Raw genomic sequence first — 16487 nt, forward strand, 5'->3', positions numbered from 1 at the left:
CGTCAGCGCCCTTCCAGTTCCTTGTCGAGTTTCTTCTCCACTTCTGCGACGAGTGGTGCGTCGGTCCGAGTGTCGCCTTCGGCAGCGAGCGCCATTTCGGCTTCGAGGAGCGCAGCATCAGGCTCACCTGCCGCAACTTCGGCTTCTTCTTCGCGGCCTGGCGTGCGCAGGTTCCACTTCTTGATGACAAAGCTGAAGAGGAAGTAGTAGATGAGCGCGTACGCAAGTCCGATCGGGATGAGCATCCAGGCGTTGGTGGCCTTGCCGAAGTTCAGGACGTAGTCGAAGAAGCCGGCAGAGAAGGTGAATCCGTCGTGGATTCCCAGTGCGTTGACCAACGCCATCGACGTACCGGTCAGAAGCGCGTGGATGACGTACAGCGGCCACGCAACAAACATGAACGAGTATTCGAGGGGCTCGGTGATGCCGGTGAGGAAGGCGGTGAGGCCGGTGGAGAGCATGATGCCGCCGACAAGCTTCTTCTGAGAGGGCTTGGCATTGCGCCAGATGGCAAACGCCGCAGCCGGCAGAGCAAACATCATGATCGGGAAGAATCCGGTCATGAACGTCCCGGCGGTGGGGTCACCGGCAAAGAACCGGTTGAGGTCGCCGCGGATGATCTGACCGCTGGCGTTCTGGTAGTCGCCGATCAGGAACCACACTGCCGAGTTGAGGATGTGGTGCAGGCCGGTCGGGATGAGCAGACGGTTGGCTGCGCCGTAGATGCCGCCGCCGACAACGGTATTCGAGGCAACTGCTTCACCGACCCAGTTCAGTCCGGAGTTGAACAGCGGGTACAAGAACGCCATGAGGACGCCGACGAGCAGGCCGGTAACGGCGGTCAGGATCGGAACCAAACGTCGGCCGTTGAAGAATCCGAGGTAGTCGGGCAGTTTTGTTCGATAGAAGCGCTGCCACAGAATTGCGGAGAGTAGACCCATCACGATGCCGGCCAGTACGCCGTAATTGATCAACGACTGATCCCCGTTGGGATCGGTTTTTCCTTCGAGAACGATCGGCGACATGGCCTTGAATACACCGTCGATCACTATGTACCCGACCACCGCGGCAAGGGCGGTGGATCCGTCTGCCTTCTTGGCCCACCCGATCGCAATGCCGACGGCAAAGATCAGCGGCAGCCACGTGAACACGGCTTGACCGGCAGCGGAAATCACCGTGGCCGCGCTCTCGAGCGGACTGAACCGGCCGAGCAGATCGTCCTGGCCGAGTCGCAGAAGGATGCCGGCTGCCGGGAGAACGGCAATGGGCAACATCAAACTTCGGCCGAGGCGTTGTACGCCGGCGAAGAACGTTGATTCCTTCTTGGGAGTGTCGTCGAGCGTCATCGTTGACCTTCTCTGCTCGCTGGGCCGCAACGGGTCGGCCTGCTGGTTTAGGTACGCGAAGTGGACACCTCGCCCACCGCGAGGAGCCGGAAAATCGTTTTGCCGAAACTGTTGTGGCGTTGCACCGCTAACGGGTACTGTCCGGTCATAACCAGTTGTAGTTTTGCCTGATGAAGCGCAGATGTCAAGACCGGAATGTGATTTAAGTTACGTGTTGACTCACGTCCCGCTATCAGCCAGAGTGCTTCACCAGCGACAACAACCGACGCGAATACGACCACACACAGGAGCAGCAATGTCGAAAGCGGAAGCAATCATCAAGGGCCTCGGCGGCGCCGGGAACATCGTCGAAATCGAAGCGTGCATCACCCGCCTGCGCACCGAGGTCAAGGACGGCGACAAGGTCGACGAAGCTGCTCTCAAGGCCGCAGGCGCGCACGGCGTGCTCAAGGCCGGCTCCGTCGTCCAGGTGATCGTCGGACCCGAGGCCGACATCCTCGCCGAGGACATCGGGGACATCCTGTGACCGTCTCCGTCCTCGCTCCGCTTCCCGGCCGTGTGTTTGCACTTGCCGACGTTCCCGACCCGGTTTTTGCCCAGCAGATGGTCGGATCAGGGGTAGCCCTCGAACCTGCCCGCGACCAGGGCCACCTCACCGTTGTCGCGCCCATCGCCGGGAAGATCCTCAAACTCCATCCCCACGCATTTGTCATCTTCGGCGAGAAGGCAACGGGCGTACTGGTTCACATCGGAATCGACACCGTCAAGCTCGAAGGCAAGGGCTTCACGCTCATCGCATCCGAGGGTGACACCGTCGCGGCCGGCGACCCTGTCGTCAGCTTCGATCCGGCGTTCATCGATACCACCGGCTACTCGGCAATCTGCCCGGTTGTAGTCATGGACTCCAAACCCGATACCGTCGAATCCCCTTCTGTGGGAGAAGAAGTGAAGACCGGCGACATCTTGTTCGACTGGTCTGCCTGAATACGAGCGAGGCGGGCGCACCCTCGAAAGAGGATGCGCCCGCCTGCTGTTCGGGTTGTGATCAGGCGCGTGTGCCCGCTCGTTCGTTTCCCTGTACTTCCATCTGCAGTTGATAACGATCGGAGCGGTACCAACTGCACGTGTGCTCGATCGGCGCGCCCTCACTGAAGGACACTCGATCGAAGTACAGAACGGGTGCCCCCTTCTTCGTCCCGAGCAGAGTGGCGATCTCGATGGTTGCACCGTCGGCGCTGACGGTCTGTTCCGCGCGGTCGATCGGCTTGTCGTACTTGTCGGCCGTCGCACGGTAGATCGACCCGGTCAGGTCGAGGTCGGTGAGCCCGGGCAATTGCTGCGGGTTGTACCAACCGTCGTCGACGCTCACCGGTTCACCGTCTGCCAAGCGCAGGCGTTTGACGTGGTAGCCCAACGATCCCGGCTCCATTCCGAGCGCCGACGCCGTGGCATCGGGCACGGTGTCTTCCTCGTTGACGAGGACCACAGTGGTAGGAACGTGTCCCTGGGCTCGCATTTCCTCGGTGAACGACGCGAGGTGCAGTTTGGATTGAACCTGGCGGTGAGCGACAAAGGTTCCCTTGCCACGCACGCGCACAAGATAGCCGTCGTTGACAAGTTGACCGATCGCCTCACGAACCGTAATTCGGCTGACGCCGTAATCCTGCATCAGGTTTCGCTCACTGGTCATCAGGTCACCCGGCTGCAACTCGCGGGTGCACTTGTGCAGCAAAATGTTTCGCAGTTGCTCGTGTTTGGGTATAGCGCTGTCGCGCAGATGTACGGGCATCACGGCGGCTGCCCCTTTCGTGAAGTGAAAGAATCTATCGTCGACAGGTCCCTACCGGACCTATCCACCTCACGATACTGGAACAGGCACCGGGATCCTAGTGGTTGAGCTCAGGAGTCCAATTGCCGGTAAATTGCCCGCAGTTCGGCGAGCGCGACGTTTTGCTGTGCCACATCCAATCCCAGCGCAGCCACCGAGGCCCGCAACGCGTTCACGTCCAGATCGTCTATCGCAGCCCGGAATTCGACTCGCGGCAATCCTGGCAGAAGGGACGAGTCCCCGAACCAGCTTTCTACGTCGACCGCGATCGTGGTCTCGTCTTCCACTCCCCCGATCAGATCGCTGAGATCGACCCCGCGCAGGATCAGAAGTTGCAGCGGATCGGTATCGATCCGCTCGGCGGTCAGGAAGGCCACGGCCGCAGCATGTTTACACGGCCATCCCTCGTCGGGACAGGTGCAGTCGAATTGGAACGCGCCCGGCCCGTCCGGCAGGAGTTGCGCGGCGAGCATGTCCGGAACCACCCCGGAGACCAGCGAGGCCAATGAGCCTGGGACCCGGCGGAGTTTTGTGATGATGTCGTCGATATCCGTGTTGTCGAGAGTGCTGACTGCGAGAGTGGCGGTGAACGGTTCGAGCTGTGTCCCCCAGGCCTCGCCGGTCACGCGTCCCGGCCGAATATCGAGCGGCAAGACCTTACCTGTGCGAGCAAAAGTTCGACCTCGCGAGACCCGGCCCTTGTCACCGATCTGCTCGATGACCCGGACAAATGCCTTGCCCCAGAACGTCCGACCGAAAGCGGGGCGAGACTTGATCGGCGCCGCTCGCTTACGCGCGCCCGTGTATTCACTGAAATCGGGACCTCCACGACGCGGACTCATTCGCCTACCGCGTCGTCACCGAGTCGGAGCAATTCACCGAGCTGTTCGACGCTCATCTCCGTCACCCAGTTCTCCCCTGTTCCGACGGCCAGCTCGGCCAATTCGCTCTTCGTGTCGATCATCGTGTCGATCCGTTCTTCCAATGTCCCGACACAGACCATCTTGCGGACCTGGACATTTCGATTTTGACCGATACGGAACACACGGTCGGTGGCCTGATTCTCGACCGCGGGATTCCACCACCGATCCATATGGACAACGTGATTCGCGGCGGTCAGATTGAGTCCCGTTCCGCCGGCTTTGAGCGAGAGCACCATGATCGGCGGACCGCCGACACTCTGGAACTCCTCGACCATGGTGTCACGGCCGGCCTTCGACACACCGCCGTGCAGGAACGGGACCCCCGTGCTGAACCGCTCGGACAGGTAGGGCACCACCAGTTCCCCGAACTCGCGGAACTGCGTGAACAGCAACACCTTCTCGTCTTCCGCTGTCACCGATTCGACGATGTCTTCGATCAATCCGAGTTTGCCGGAACGATGCTGACCGCGGCGCATCACCGCAGATCCGTCGCGAAGAAAATGCGCCGGATGGTTACAGACCTGCTTGAGTTTGGTGAGAGCGGAGAGCACTGCGCCTTTGCGCTTCATACCTTCCGTGCCCTTGATCTGGGCCATCATGTCGTCGACTACCGCTCGATAGAGAGCAGCTTGCTCTTCGCTGAGATTTGCGCGGACCGTCATCTCGAGTTTTTCCGGAAGATCGGAGATGACAGCGGGATCGGTTTTGACTCGCCGCAGGACAAACGGCGACGTGACGGCGCGCAGCCGCGAAACGGCAAGTTCGTCCTTCTCCCGTTCGATCGGCACGACAAAGCGTTTGCGGAACATCTGTTCCGAACCGAGCACACCACGGTTGGCAAAGTCGAGGATGGATCGCAGTTCGTCCAACCGGTTTTCCACCGGGGTTCCGGTCAGTGCGACGCGATGTGCCGCTGGGATGCTGCGAGCGGCGCGCGCCTGCGATGTCTTGGCATTCTTGATGTGCTGGGCCTCGTCGAGCACAACGCGTCGCCAATCGAGATCCTTCAGGGCAGCGACGTCACGCGTCATCAATGCGTAGGTCGTGATCACCAGATCGTGGCTGCGTACTGCGGCCTCGAGCGCCGCACCCGTTGCGCGATCGGAACCGTGATGGACGTACACCCGTAGGCTCGGAACAAACCGCGCCGTCTCGCGTTGCCAGTTGCCGACCACCGACATCGGGCACACCAGCAGCGTTGGCGTCGTGGACTTCTCGTGCGCAAGCAGCGCCAACAGTTGGAGCGTCTTTCCCAACCCCATGTCGTCCGCCAATACCGCACCCAACCCGAGAGCGCTCATGTACGCCAACCAGTTGAGTCCTCGCCGCTGATAAGGCCGCAGTACCGCTTTGACTTCTGCCGGAACCGGAACCTCTGCCGGTTCGACCGAATTGTTCAGCAGCGCCGACGCCCACCCCGTTGCCGTCACTTCTTCGACGGGAAGATCTTTGAGGTCGTCGGCGATCAGGTCTTTGATCAATTCGATGATGGCCCGGTCGCCACTCGCATGGCGCTCGCCGACAAAACGAGCGGCCCGGGCAAGCACCTCCCGGTCAGCTTGGACCCACTCACCGCGCAAGCGAACAAGATCCGACTTCGCGTCGACCAGGCGCGCCATTTCTTCCGGCGTGAGCACTTTGTCTCCGAGCGCCAACTCCCAGTCGTATTCCACCAACTGATCCAGGCCGACCGTACGATTCTCGGCAACGATCGGTGAGGATGCCGAGGTGACTTTCACGCGCAACGACGGCGACACGACGCTCCACGCCCGAGGCAGCAGGAGCGTGATTCCCTTCTCCTGCAAGGCGATAGCGCCGTGGCCGACCAGATCCATCACCACAGCTGTCGGCAGTAGAAGGTCCAAGCTGTCGTCGTCGCGCGGCACATCCCGAAAGCGCGGGTAGGCGGCGATGGCTTCCTCGAGTTTTCGGCTACCTACTTGCAGGCGCGCGGCATCGGCACGGTGCAGCCTGATCCGTTCGGGGGCTTCACCTTCCGGCCGAAGGCACACTTGCAGTCGCCAGAGTGCTTCCGCATCGATATCGGCGTCCTCGCTCAGTTCCGGTTCGATCAACCGCAGGACCAAGTCGGGCTCATGTGCGGTGAGAGTGCCGCGCCATTGCGTCAGAGACGACGCAACTCGCAATTCCGCGTTGTCGAATGCGGCGCCGCGGACCAATGCCGCCCACAGCCCGGTCGTGGGAGTGTCGACCGACTCGCCGAGCACTCGGCGAACAACCGAATCGGTCAGTTCGAGAACAACGTCGTCCAAAACAGCTCGAGGTGATCCCACTGCGCGCTGCACCGGGGGCATCGCAACAACCAACTCACCCAGCCACGCGCGCTGACGCTCGTCGATCAGCAGCCGCCAGCGCGGCCACCAACTGCCCTCGGCACGGCCCAGTTCGGGAACAACCCGCCCTGCCCGCACCCAACGCTCGATCCCCCGAACAACGTGGACAAGGTAATGCAGGTCGCCGGCAACCCGGCCGTCCGCAGGTTTGATCCGAAGCAGCAGGTCAACGGCATCACCCGGTGCCAGCGCCACCGCCGCGTACTCACTCTGCAGCGGCCCACCCGGCACGGAAGGCATCGCGATACTTACTCGATGACGGAATTTTCGGTGCAGGACAGCACTGACCGGGTCGCGGGGATCATCGACCCCGGCGCCCTCGTGTCCGTCTACCCACAGTTTGAGCCCCGATCCCGGTGACCAGAGTCCATGCAGCATCCGACCATCCAATCAGGTGCTACCGACATAGGCTGTTGTCATGGTCCTGGCATACGGTTTCACCGAGTACGGCGGTCCGCAGACTCAATCGTTCTTCGACGTTTCCCTGCCGCCACCTGGCGCCGGGCAGATTGTGGTGTCCGTCCGCGCTGCCGGCGTCAATCCGGCGGACTGGAAGGTCCGGGCGGGAACCCGCAAGGACACCGTGCCGGTGACACTGCCGGCAGTGCTCGGCCGCGAGGTGTCAGGTGTCGTCACCAGCGTGGGACCACGGGTCACGGAGTTCGACGTCGGCGACGGGGTGTTCGGCTCCACCGCAACAGGATTCGGCGGATATACCGAGGCAACCGTGCTCAATGCCTCCCAGGCCGCACGCAAACCGACTGCGGCGTCCTGGGCCGACGCCGCCGTGATACCCGTTGCCTGCGGAACCGCGTTCGACGCCCTTCATGATCTAGACCTCGCGGCCGGCGCCACGCTGCTGGTGCTCGGCGCGGGCGGTGGAGTCGGGACCAGCACGCTCACCTTGGCCCGAGCGCGTGGCGTCACTGTGCTCGGTGTGGCCAGCGCAGCCAAGCAGGACGCCGTCGAGGAAACCGGATCGCTGTGGGTGGACTCCGGTGATCTGTGGGCAGATGCCGTTGCCGCCCTCGCGCCCAGCGGGGTCGACGGTGTCTTCGATCTGGTCGGCGGGGAGACTCTCCAGAGGGCCGCTTCATTGCGGCGTCCGGGCGCCCCGCTTATCAGCATCGCCGATTCCGTCGCTGCTACCGAACTGGGCGGCAGCGGAGTAGAACGTCGGCGCACCACCGCGGTGTTCACGGCGGTCGCGGAGTTGGTGGCCGATGGTTCCCTCGACCCCGCCGTGAGGCAGCGCTTTCCCTTCGAGCAGGCCGGCTCAGCACTTGCTGCTGTGGAGAGTGGGCACAGCGCGGGCAAAGTGGTAATCGAGTTCGACCACGCATCCGAAGCCGATCTGTCGGAACCTGGTGATTGAATCTCGATCAAGTGCGAGGGTCAAGCGAGAGGGGCACGGTGGGACGCAGGGGTTCGTGGGCGATAGTGGTCACGATCCTCGCCTGTGTGCTTTCGTCCTGCGGCTGGATCGGCAACGAGAGTTCTGCGCCGGGCAGCCCCACCACCACTCAGCTCGAGGATTTGCTCAATCGGGTATCCGTCGTCGATCAGCGCCCGCACCCCGGCGGATATCAGCGCGGCTGCAAGAGTGGGCAGGCGTGTGTCTTCGGCCCCGCGTGGTCCGACGATCAGGACGCCCCGATGGGTCACGACGGCTGCGATACCCGTAACAACGTTCTGGCTCAGGACCTTTCGGAAACAACGTTCAAGCCCGGAACCCGCGATTGCGTCGTACTGTCCGGTGTGATGACCGATCCGTACTCCGGTGATCGAATCGTGTTCGATCGCAGCCAGGCAAGTGCAGTCCAGATCGACCACGTCTATCCCCTGGCCGCGGCTTGGGATTTCGGGGCAAGTACGTGGCCGATGGACCTGCGCCTGCGGTTCGCCAACGACACGGAATTGAACCTGCTGGCAGTCAAGGGAAGTGACAATCAGTCGAAAGGTGACAGCACTCCCGCGCAGTGGCTCCCACCTAATCCTGCGTACCACTGCTATTACGCCTGGAAGTACCTCGCCGTAGCCGTGAGTTACGGACTACCGATCAGCCGAGCCGACCACACAACGCTGCGCGAACTCGAAGAAGCGCGCTGCTGACCTACTTCACCGTGAAAGACCTTGTGTGCCAGCCCGTTGCACCGCCAGGGATGGGCGGAGTCCGTTCCTCGACCTGAACGTTTCCATCCAGATCGATCGCTCGGACCTGCACGGTGTGCAACCCCGGCGCCGCGTCCCACATCCACGACCACTGACGCCATGTGTCGATCGAATACTCCTGCGCGAGGGTTGCGGGTTGCCACGGCCCGTTGTCGACACGAACCTCCACCGCCTTGATACCGCGATGCTGGGCCCACGCTGTTCCCGCCATCTGAATCTGCCCGGCATTCACGGGCGCCAAGGACGCCGGCACTTCGATCCGAGACGCCGTTTTGATCGGCGCCTGCGCACCCCATCCTCGTTGCGTCCAATAGGCGTCCACCTGATCGAACCTGGTGAGTTCCCACTCCGTGACCCACTTTGTCGCGGAGACAAAACCGTACAGACCGGGCACGACCTGACGGACCGGATATCCGTGCTCGAACGGCAGCGGCTCCCCGTTCATCGCCACGGCAAGCATGGCGTCGCGTCCGTCGGTCACCACTTCAACCGGGGTGCCGACAGTGAATCCGTCGACGCTGGTCGAGAGCAGCATGTCCGCGTCCGGGTGCACGCCCACTTCCTCGAGGATGTCCTTCATCGGGTAGCCGATCCAGGTGGCGTTGCCCGCGAGGTTGCCGCCCACCTCGTTGGACACGCATGTCAAGGTGATGACCCGTTCGATCGGCGTCCGGGCGACCAAATCGTCGAACGACAAAGTCAGCTCGCGGTCCACCATGCCGTGGATGCGCAGTTCCCACGAGTCCGTCGTGAGCTGCGGGACAAGAAGTGCCGTGTCGATCCGATAGAAATCGTCGTTGGGGGTGATGTACGTCGACGCACCGGCAACACCGATGTTCGCGGCGGCCGGTATCGGTGGCGCTACCGAGGCAGCAGTCGGAACGACGAAGTCCGCACGGTTCGCGGAAGCCCCGGCGATGCGCTGCCCCACGAACTTTCCGGCAGCACCGGCCGCCGCAGCGACGGCAACGGCAACCCCGGCCAGCATCAGAAACTGTCGACGCGGCAGCCACGTCTCGGGAATACCAGGCGAGGGCGCTACGTCGAGTTGCCCGATCAGCAACCTCAGCGTGACGACGCCGGCAACAACACCCACGATCGTGGGGAACGCGTACATCGCGTCAGCCGTCGGACGGTTCAAGGCCGCATAGACACCCACCAATCCGAGAGCAATCAGGATCGCACTACCCACCGGGCGTCGGGGACGCTCGAGTACGCCCGCTAGTGCGCCGAGCAGCGCGATCAGGATCGACATTCCGATGAAGAGCGCGGGTTTGTCGTTGGTCCCGAAGGTCTCGATCGCAAACTCGCGTGCCCATGCCGGCGTTCGATCCACCGTGGTCGAACCGACTGCATAGAACGGCGAGGAGTCCGGATTGATCAGCAGGGCGACCAGTTGGCCTACCCCCAGAACCACGGCTACGGCAAGTACACCGGAGATGGCACGGGCTGCAAACCTGCGACGCGGCCGTGACTGCGCGGCCGGGTGTTCCTCGATGCTGTCAGTGACCATATGCGTCTCGGTTCTGCTCGGTACGAGTGATGCGTGGGATCGGTTACCTCGTATTCGGAGCAGATCCCGGCGTGGATGGGTCTCATCACGGCCCTGAAGTTCACGGTAGCCCGGATTAGAGTTGACGCCATGACTGTCGACCTCAACAAGGACACACTTCTGTGCATGTCGCTATCCGGACGACCGAGCAACATCGGCACCAGATTCCACAACTATCTGTACGAGGAATTGGGCCTCAACTTCGTCTACAAGGCATTCACCACCACTGACGTTCCCGCAGCGGTTGCCGGTATCCGCGCACTGGGCATCCGCGGTTGCGGAGTGTCGATGCCGTTCAAGGAGCAGGTGATCGCTCATGTCGACGTCATGCACGACAGCGCGTCCGCAATCGACTCCGTCAACACCATCGTCAACGAGGACGGCATCCTGCACGCCTACAACACCGACTACCAGGCTGTGGCAAACCTGTTGCGCGAGAACAAGGTCGACACATCACTCTCGGTCGCGGTCTCCGGCAGTGGCGGCATGGCCAAAGCCGTCGTCGCGGCGGTTCGCGACACCGGTTTCACCGACGTCACCGTGGTGGCGCGCAACAAGTCTGCCGGTGACGCGCTCGCCTCACAGTACGGATTCCAGTGGCGGGAAGACCTCGACGATCTGCGTCCCGGCGTTCTGATCAACGCCACTCCGATCGGGATGGCGGGCGGCCCCGAAGCAGATGCGCTGTCGTTCCCGGACGTCGTGGTGCGCGGCGCGGAGGTCGTTTTCGACGTGGTGGCCATGCCCGCGAACACTCCCCTGATCCTCCTGGCAGAAGAACTCGGCAAGACGGTGATCACGGGCGCCTCGGTGATCGCACTCCAGGCTGCCGAGCAGTTTGCGCTGTACACGGGGGTCCGCCCCAGTGCCGAACAGATCCAACGCGCCTCTGAATACTCGCGGGCGTGACAAACTCGACACTATGAACGACACCGGGGAGAGCCCTCCCGTGCAACTCGCTCGGAACTTCAACGAGCTGCTGCAAGAACTACGAGTCGCTCTCTCCGGTGTTCAGATCTTGTTCGCGTTTCTGCTGGCCGTGGCCTTCACCGAGCGCTACGAGGACGAATCGACGTACATCAAAACCATTCACTTGGTCACGGTCATGCTGGTTGCCATTTCCTTCGGCCTACTGATGGCACCGGCAGTGTGGCATCGAGTCCTCTTTCGGGGCGGATACCGTCAGCGCATCCTGACCATCTCCAACCGATTTGCCTTGTGCGGCACCGGTTTTCTCGCGGCGTCCATGACCGGCACAGTGCTCCTGATCGCCGAGATCGCTGTGGGTGGCGTCGGCGCAAAGATTCTGGCCGCCTGCGCCGCCGTCATGTTCACCACGCTCTGGTTCTTCGTCCCCGCACTGATCAGACGAGACGACAGCTGAGAACTACGCTCCAGTGGCTATCGGGCGCGAGCTGTCGTTGGACCATTGCGACCACGAACCGGGGAACAAGGCTGCGTCGTAGCCCGCTATCGCCAGGGCCGCAATCTGATGCGCCGCAGTCACTCCCGATCCGCAGTACACGGCAAAGCGGTCCCCGTCACCCGCTGCGGAGAACCGCTCACGCAAGGCAACGGTGCCGGCAAACTTTCCATTGCCGTCGATGTTCTCACCGGTCGGTGCACTGACCGCACCGGGAATGTGCCCGGCCACTGGGTCGATCGGCTCGACCTCGCCGCGGTACCGCTCAACAGCTCGCGCGTCGAGAAGGACACCACCGCTCGCCGACCACCCGGCCGCCTGGTCGATGTCGACAACCGGCATATGTCCGGCGTCGAGCGTCACGTTGCCCTCGGTGATTGCTGAACCTGCACCGACTGCAACCGGGAAATCGGCCGCTTCCCAGGCTTGCAACCCACCGTCGAGCAGACGGACATCAGCGAGTCCGGCCCATCGCAACAGCCACCACCCGCGCGCCGCGGCGGTGTTCCCCGTCGCGTCGTACAGGACTACCGAATCTCCGTCGTTGATTCCCCATCGACGTGCCGCGGCCTGCAGGTCCTCGATGGCAGGCAAGGGGTGACGCCCCGATTCCCTCGACGCCGGAGCGGCCAGTTCGGTGTCGAGATCCACGAATACCGCTCCGGCAATATGCCCTGACTGGAAGTGCTCGGCGCCGTGGGGATCACCCAGCGCCCAGCGAACGTCGAGCAGGACCGGCGCGGCGCCGGCCTCGATCAGTGAGGCCAGTTCGGTGACATCGACAAGAACGGGTGCAGTCATGTCCTTCATACTTGCACGGTCGTCTCAAGCAACACCGAAGAAAGCACCAAGCGCGACAAGTAGGACTCCACTCACCACGTCGATGCGCTTTCCGACGCCAGGTCGCCGCAGCTTGCGTCCGGCGCCGGCCGCGAGCACCACCACGACTGCCCACCACAGCGCAGCGGCAACCACTGTGGCGCCGGCCAACGTCAGGGTACGCAGGCCCGCGCCCTCGCCTGGTTCGACAAACTGTGGAAGCAGGCCGAGAAAGAACAACAGCGCCTTCGGGTTGAGAAGGTTGGACAGGAACCCGTAACGGTATGCCCGCAGCGGCGGGGTCGGCTCCGACGCGGCCACTAACGTGTCGCCACCACTTCGAGCTTTGAATGCACTACGAATTGCGGAGATCCCCAACCAGGTCAGATATGCCGCGCCGGCATAGGTGAGGGCCGAGAGCAGTTGCGGTCGAGTCGCGACAAGGGCCGACAGGCCGAGCGACGCGGCGGCCGTATGGACAACCAATCCCGTGATCACGCCCGCCGCGACCACGGCACCGGTCCGACGATCTGCCAGGGAATGCCGCAGGATCAGGACAAAATCCGGGCCAGGTGTGAACAAGACGATGGAAAGCAGGGAGCCAAAAGCTAGCCACTGAGTGGTACTCATCCGAATTGCCTCACACCCGAGCGGATTCGACACATGCGTTCATAGAGGGAGTGTGCAACTGGATCCGGATAGTTCAAAACAGATCCGGATACAATCCGGAGAATGACGAAGAATGAGCCTCTGGATTCGGTGGACTGGAAGATTTTGGCCGAATTGCAGAAAGATGCGTCGATCACCAACAAGGTTCTGGCCGACCGAGTGGGACTGGCGACGTCCTCGTGCCACGAACGTGTGCGGCGCTTGCGGGCAAACGGAACGATCAGCGGAATCCATGCCGTTGTCGACCCGGCCGCCGTTGGCCGGTCGATGCAGGCGATCATCGCCGTGCAATTGCGTCCCCACCGCCGCGATCTTGTCGACCGGTTCACTGCCGATGCGCTGGCGCTTCCGGAAACGCTTGCGCTGTTCAATGTCTCGGGGCCGGAAGACTTCTTTCTCCACGTCGCCGTGCGGGACAGTGCGCATCTGCAGAGGGTGCTGATCGATCACCTGGCCGCCCATCCGGAAGTGTGGCACGCGCAGACTCACCTCATCTACGGCAAAGCGGTCACAGCGCCCATCCGACCGGATCGCTGAGAACCGTTGCTCCGGCGTCGGGCAGAATCACTGACTATGTCGGACTCCCCATCTACGACCGAACCGGAAGCGACGGTAAGCAACGCACAGCCCATCAGCGCGGGGATCGTGACAGCGCTCGTGGGATTCACCAGTTCGTTCGCAGTACTCCTCACCGGCCTCAGCGCTGTAGGCGCCAACGCCACCGAGGCTGCATCAGGTCTGTTGGTTCTGTGTGTGACTCAAGCACTGGGCATGCTGTGGCTTTCCCGCCGGTACAAGATTCCGATCACCCTGGCCTGGTCGACGCCGGGTGCGGCACTGCTGGCCGGCGCCGGCGCGGTGCACGGCGGATGGCCTGCTGCGGTCGGCGCATTTGTCGTTGTCGGAATTGCCATTGTTCTCACGGGACTGTGGCCGACACTGGGCAAGATCATCGCGGCGATCCCGACACCGCTGGCACAGGCAATGCTCGCCGGGGTTCTCCTCCCCCTGTGCCTGGCTCCGATATTCGCGGTCCGGGACGCACCGCTGGCTGTAGTGCCGGTCATCGTGGTCTGGCTTGCGGCACAACGGTTCTCCAAACGGTGGGCGGTTCCACTGGCATTTCTGACCGCAGCCGTCGTGATCTGCATCAGCCTGACGACCACCGACAACAACACGCTCGACGTCGGTGCGATGATTCCCCGCGTCGATCTCACCATGCCGTCGTGGTCCTGGCAGGCGCTGATCGGAATCGCGATTCCGCTGTACATCGTCACGATGGCGTCGCAGAACATCCCCGGTGTAGCCGTGATGAAATCGTTCGGATACACGGTTCCGTGGCGACCGTCCATGCTCGTGACCGGCCTGGGCACCGTTCTCGGAGCCCCCGCCGGCGGGCACGCCATCAACCTCGCCGCGATCAGCGCCGCCCTCGCGGCAGCGCCGACGGCGCACCCTGATCCGAAGCGGCGGTGGATCGCGGCGAGCACAGCCGGTTGGGCCTACCTGGTGCTGGCCGCAGGTTCTGCCGCAGTCGCAGCTCTTGTTGCTGCGGCACCAGCCGGTGTAGTGGAAACCGTTGCCGGGCTTGCACTCATGGCAACCTTGGCAGCGTCGTTGACCGCTGCGCTCAGCGACGCCACCGAACGTGAAGGTGCGGTGGTCACGTTCCTCATCGCCGCGTCCGGCGTCAGCGTTCTGGGAATCGGATCGGCATTCTGGGCACTCCTCGTCGGGTTGATCGTCCGGGCCGTGCTGACGAGTGGTCCACTGACCTCGCTAAGGTCGAGATCGTGAGCGCAGCAGATACCGTCATCTCGATCGAGCAGTTTCCCGTCCGCTGGCCGGTACCGACCCGCTGGGACGACAACGACCACTACGGCCACGTCAACAACGTGACCTACTACTCGTACTTCGACACAGCTGTGAATGCGTGGCTCATGTCCGCCACCGGCGTCGACATCCGCACGCTGCCGGCCATCGGGGTTGTTGCGGAGACATCGTGCCGGTACTTGAGTGAACTCACGTTCCCGGAGCAGTTGCAGGTCGGCATCTCGATCGAAAAGTTGGGCACCAAGAGCATCGTGTACGCGCTCGCGATCTTCCACGAAGACGCCGCGGGGAGATGGGTCGCCGCTGCAACGGGACGGTTCGTCCACGTCTACGTCGACGCAGTCACTCGCACACCGGTCGCGATTCCGGCCGCGATCAAAGACGCGGCCGGTTCGCTTGTTGCCAGTGAGGTCAGTCCCGCTTAGTGCAATCCCAGCTTTTCGGCGGTCTCGACTGCGCGCGCAACAACTCCGTCGATCAGAGTCGAGGTCGGACCGCCGTGCTCGGCGCGGTTGCGTGGGTCGTCGAGAATGCGGCGCAGTACTCCCTCGGCGATGATCGACAACTTCCACAGCGCCAGCACGTGCCAGTAGCCCACGGCCGACACGTCGCGACCGGTGGCGGCAACATAGGCGTCGACCAGTTCGTCGCGAGTGGGGAAACCTTCGAGCGTCGACGCCATGAACGGCCCGGCAACTTTGTCGCCCGCTTCGGGCCAATACGCCAGTAGCGCACCAAGATCCGCCAGTGGATCACCCAGCGTGCACAGTTCCCAGTCCACCACTGCCAGCACCTGGCCTCGAGCCGGATCGGTGATGATGTTGTTGAGGTGGAAATCGCCGTGAACCAGGGTGACTTCGGTCTGCTCGGGAATGTTTCGGTGCAGAATGTCCGCGAGCCGCTCCACGTCGGGGATATCTCGGGTTTTCGACTTTTCCCACTGCGCTGACCATCTCTTGAGCTGCCGCTCCGCAAACGGCTTACGACTGGCCAGATCTTCCAATCCAGTCTCTTCGAGATCTACGCCGTGGATAGTGGCGAGAGCCTTGGGCAACGCCAACCCGACATTCCGCCGCTGCTCTACCGTCAATTTCTGCGCAACCGGTACACCGTCGATGACAACCCCGTCGACGTAACTCATGAGAACCAGCGGCGCATCCGTCACAGCCGGATCCTCGGTGATTCCGATGATCTTGGGCACCGGGACGGCCGTACCTTGCAGCGACGACAGGATTCGGTGCTCACGCACTACGTCATGCGCCGAGGCCAACAAGGTGCCGAGCGGAGGTCTGCGCAGCACCCACCGTGCACCGCCGGCATCGGTGACGGCATACGTGAGATTGGATTGACCGTTGCCGATCCTCTCGAAAGTCAGTGGCGTGGTGGCGCCGACGCCCAGCTCGGCGATCCACCCTGAAACAGCATCTTCGTTCAGTCCGACTGCGTTCACCGCACCGATGCTAGCCGGAGAAATCGTTGCGGCGGGTGGTTCCGACACCTTTGTTACCCACCGGTTCGGAAACTGTGACGGTCTGTCCCTCTTCGAAACCCGCAAGTACTTGCGGATT

17 protein-coding genes are annotated in these 16487 nt (G+C 62.7%); 9 read left to right on the forward strand and 8 right to left on the reverse strand.

Annotated features, from left to right (window positions below):
* Nucleotides 1-2: 2 nt before the first annotated feature.
* Complete coding sequence (locus KYT97_RS26975) at nucleotides 3-1346, reverse strand: PTS transporter subunit EIIC (RefSeq protein WP_033236061.1); 1344 nt, start codon at nucleotides 1344-1346, stop codon at nucleotides 3-5.
* A gap of 295 nt (nucleotides 1347-1641) precedes the next feature.
* Between KYT97_RS26975 and KYT97_RS26980 the strand changes: the two genes are divergently transcribed.
* Nucleotides 1642-1872 (forward strand): PTS sugar transporter subunit IIB, encoded by a 231-nt coding sequence (locus KYT97_RS26980; RefSeq protein ID WP_092807539.1) that lies wholly within the window; start codon nucleotides 1642-1644, stop codon nucleotides 1870-1872.
* The gene (locus tag KYT97_RS26985; RefSeq protein WP_141486619.1) at nucleotides 1869-2330 is read left to right on the forward strand and encodes a PTS sugar transporter subunit IIA; all 462 of its coding nucleotides are present in this window, start codon (nucleotides 1869-1871) and stop codon (nucleotides 2328-2330) included. The genes KYT97_RS26980 and KYT97_RS26985 overlap by 4 nt, the downstream gene beginning before the upstream one ends.
* Nucleotides 2331-2391: 61 nt before the next feature.
* On the opposite strand, the gene KYT97_RS26990 is transcribed toward KYT97_RS26985, so the two are convergent.
* The 3 genes from KYT97_RS26990 to KYT97_RS27000 all read right to left on the reverse strand — a co-directional run bounded on the left by KYT97_RS26990 (nucleotide 2392) and on the right by KYT97_RS27000 (nucleotide 6829).
* Nucleotides 2392-3138, reverse strand: coding sequence for a GntR family transcriptional regulator (locus KYT97_RS26990; protein WP_045071374.1), 747 nt, complete (start codon nucleotides 3136-3138; stop codon nucleotides 2392-2394).
* Between the two features lie 107 nt (nucleotides 3139-3245).
* Nucleotides 3246-4016, reverse strand: coding sequence for an SWIM zinc finger family protein (locus tag KYT97_RS26995; RefSeq protein ID WP_033236059.1), 771 nt, complete (start codon nucleotides 4014-4016; stop codon nucleotides 3246-3248).
* A complete protein-coding gene (locus tag KYT97_RS27000; protein WP_219111146.1) occupies nucleotides 4013-6829 on the reverse strand; it encodes a DEAD/DEAH box helicase in 2817 nt (938 codons plus the stop codon). The genes KYT97_RS26995 and KYT97_RS27000 overlap by 4 nt, the downstream gene beginning before the upstream one ends.
* A 40-nt stretch (nucleotides 6830-6869) precedes the next feature.
* Between KYT97_RS27000 and KYT97_RS27005 the strand changes: the two genes are divergently transcribed.
* Both KYT97_RS27005 and KYT97_RS27010 read left to right on the forward strand, forming a co-directional pair.
* Nucleotides 6870-7826 carry an NADP-dependent oxidoreductase gene (locus tag KYT97_RS27005; RefSeq protein WP_219111149.1) on the forward strand — a complete coding sequence of 319 codons (957 nt, stop codon included), beginning with the start codon at nucleotides 6870-6872 and terminating at the stop codon, nucleotides 7824-7826.
* A 38-nt stretch (nucleotides 7827-7864) separates the two neighbouring features.
* Nucleotides 7865-8563, forward strand: a complete 699-nt coding sequence (locus KYT97_RS27010) for an HNH endonuclease family protein (RefSeq protein ID WP_116104309.1) — start codon at nucleotides 7865-7867, stop codon at nucleotides 8561-8563.
* 1 nt (nucleotide 8564) lies between these two features.
* On the opposite strand, the gene KYT97_RS27015 is transcribed toward KYT97_RS27010, so the two are convergent.
* On the reverse strand, nucleotides 8565-10136 hold the full coding sequence (locus tag KYT97_RS27015; protein ID WP_116104310.1) for a molybdopterin-dependent oxidoreductase: 1572 nt from the start codon (nucleotides 10134-10136) through the stop codon (nucleotides 8565-8567).
* A gap of 129 nt (nucleotides 10137-10265) precedes the next feature.
* Between KYT97_RS27015 and KYT97_RS27020 the strand changes: the two genes are divergently transcribed.
* Entirely contained in the window at nucleotides 10266-11084 is an 819-nt protein-coding gene (locus tag KYT97_RS27020) for a shikimate 5-dehydrogenase (protein ID WP_116104369.1), read from the forward strand.
* Between the two features lie 13 nt (nucleotides 11085-11097).
* Nucleotides 11098-11559 carry a DUF6328 family protein gene (locus KYT97_RS27025; protein WP_033236054.1) on the forward strand — a complete coding sequence of 154 codons (462 nt, stop codon included), beginning with the start codon at nucleotides 11098-11100 and terminating at the stop codon, nucleotides 11557-11559.
* Nucleotides 11560-11562: 3 nt separating this feature from the next.
* Here the strand turns inward: KYT97_RS27025 and KYT97_RS27030 are convergent, their stop codons facing one another.
* Together KYT97_RS27030 and KYT97_RS27035 are read right to left on the reverse strand one after the other, a co-directional pair.
* Nucleotides 11563-12399, reverse strand: coding sequence for a sulfurtransferase (locus tag KYT97_RS27030; RefSeq protein WP_116104370.1), 837 nt, complete (start codon nucleotides 12397-12399; stop codon nucleotides 11563-11565).
* Between the two features lie 24 nt (nucleotides 12400-12423).
* Nucleotides 12424-13047 carry a LysE family translocator gene (locus KYT97_RS27035; protein ID WP_116104311.1) on the reverse strand — a complete coding sequence of 208 codons (624 nt, stop codon included), beginning with the start codon at nucleotides 13045-13047 and terminating at the stop codon, nucleotides 12424-12426.
* A gap of 102 nt (nucleotides 13048-13149) precedes the next feature.
* Here KYT97_RS27035 and KYT97_RS27040 point away from each other — a divergent pair, with 102 nt between their 5' ends.
* The 3 genes from KYT97_RS27040 to KYT97_RS27050 are packed head-to-tail and all read left to right on the forward strand — an operon-like array spanning nucleotide 13150 to nucleotide 15344.
* Complete coding sequence (locus KYT97_RS27040; protein WP_045071385.1) at nucleotides 13150-13623, forward strand: Lrp/AsnC family transcriptional regulator; 474 nt, start codon at nucleotides 13150-13152, stop codon at nucleotides 13621-13623.
* 36 nt (nucleotides 13624-13659) lie between these two features.
* Entirely contained in the window at nucleotides 13660-14883 is a 1224-nt protein-coding gene (locus KYT97_RS27045; protein ID WP_116104312.1) for a benzoate/H(+) symporter BenE family transporter, read from the forward strand.
* On the forward strand, nucleotides 14880-15344 hold the full coding sequence (locus tag KYT97_RS27050) for an acyl-CoA thioesterase (RefSeq protein WP_116104313.1): 465 nt from the start codon (nucleotides 14880-14882) through the stop codon (nucleotides 15342-15344). Before KYT97_RS27045 ends, KYT97_RS27050 begins: the two co-directional genes overlap by 4 nt.
* Here the strand turns inward: KYT97_RS27050 and KYT97_RS27055 are convergent.
* Nucleotides 15341-16369, reverse strand: coding sequence for a phosphotransferase family protein (locus KYT97_RS27055; protein WP_219111151.1), 1029 nt, complete (start codon nucleotides 16367-16369; stop codon nucleotides 15341-15343). The two genes, KYT97_RS27050 and KYT97_RS27055, sit on opposite strands and share 4 nt — an antisense overlap.
* Nucleotides 16370-16487 lie beyond the last annotated feature (118 nt).

It is taken from the genome of Rhodococcus globerulus (genome assembly GCF_019334125.1).
In the GTDB taxonomy this organism is placed as follows: domain Bacteria; phylum Actinomycetota; class Actinomycetes; order Mycobacteriales; family Mycobacteriaceae; genus Rhodococcus_F; species Rhodococcus_F globerula.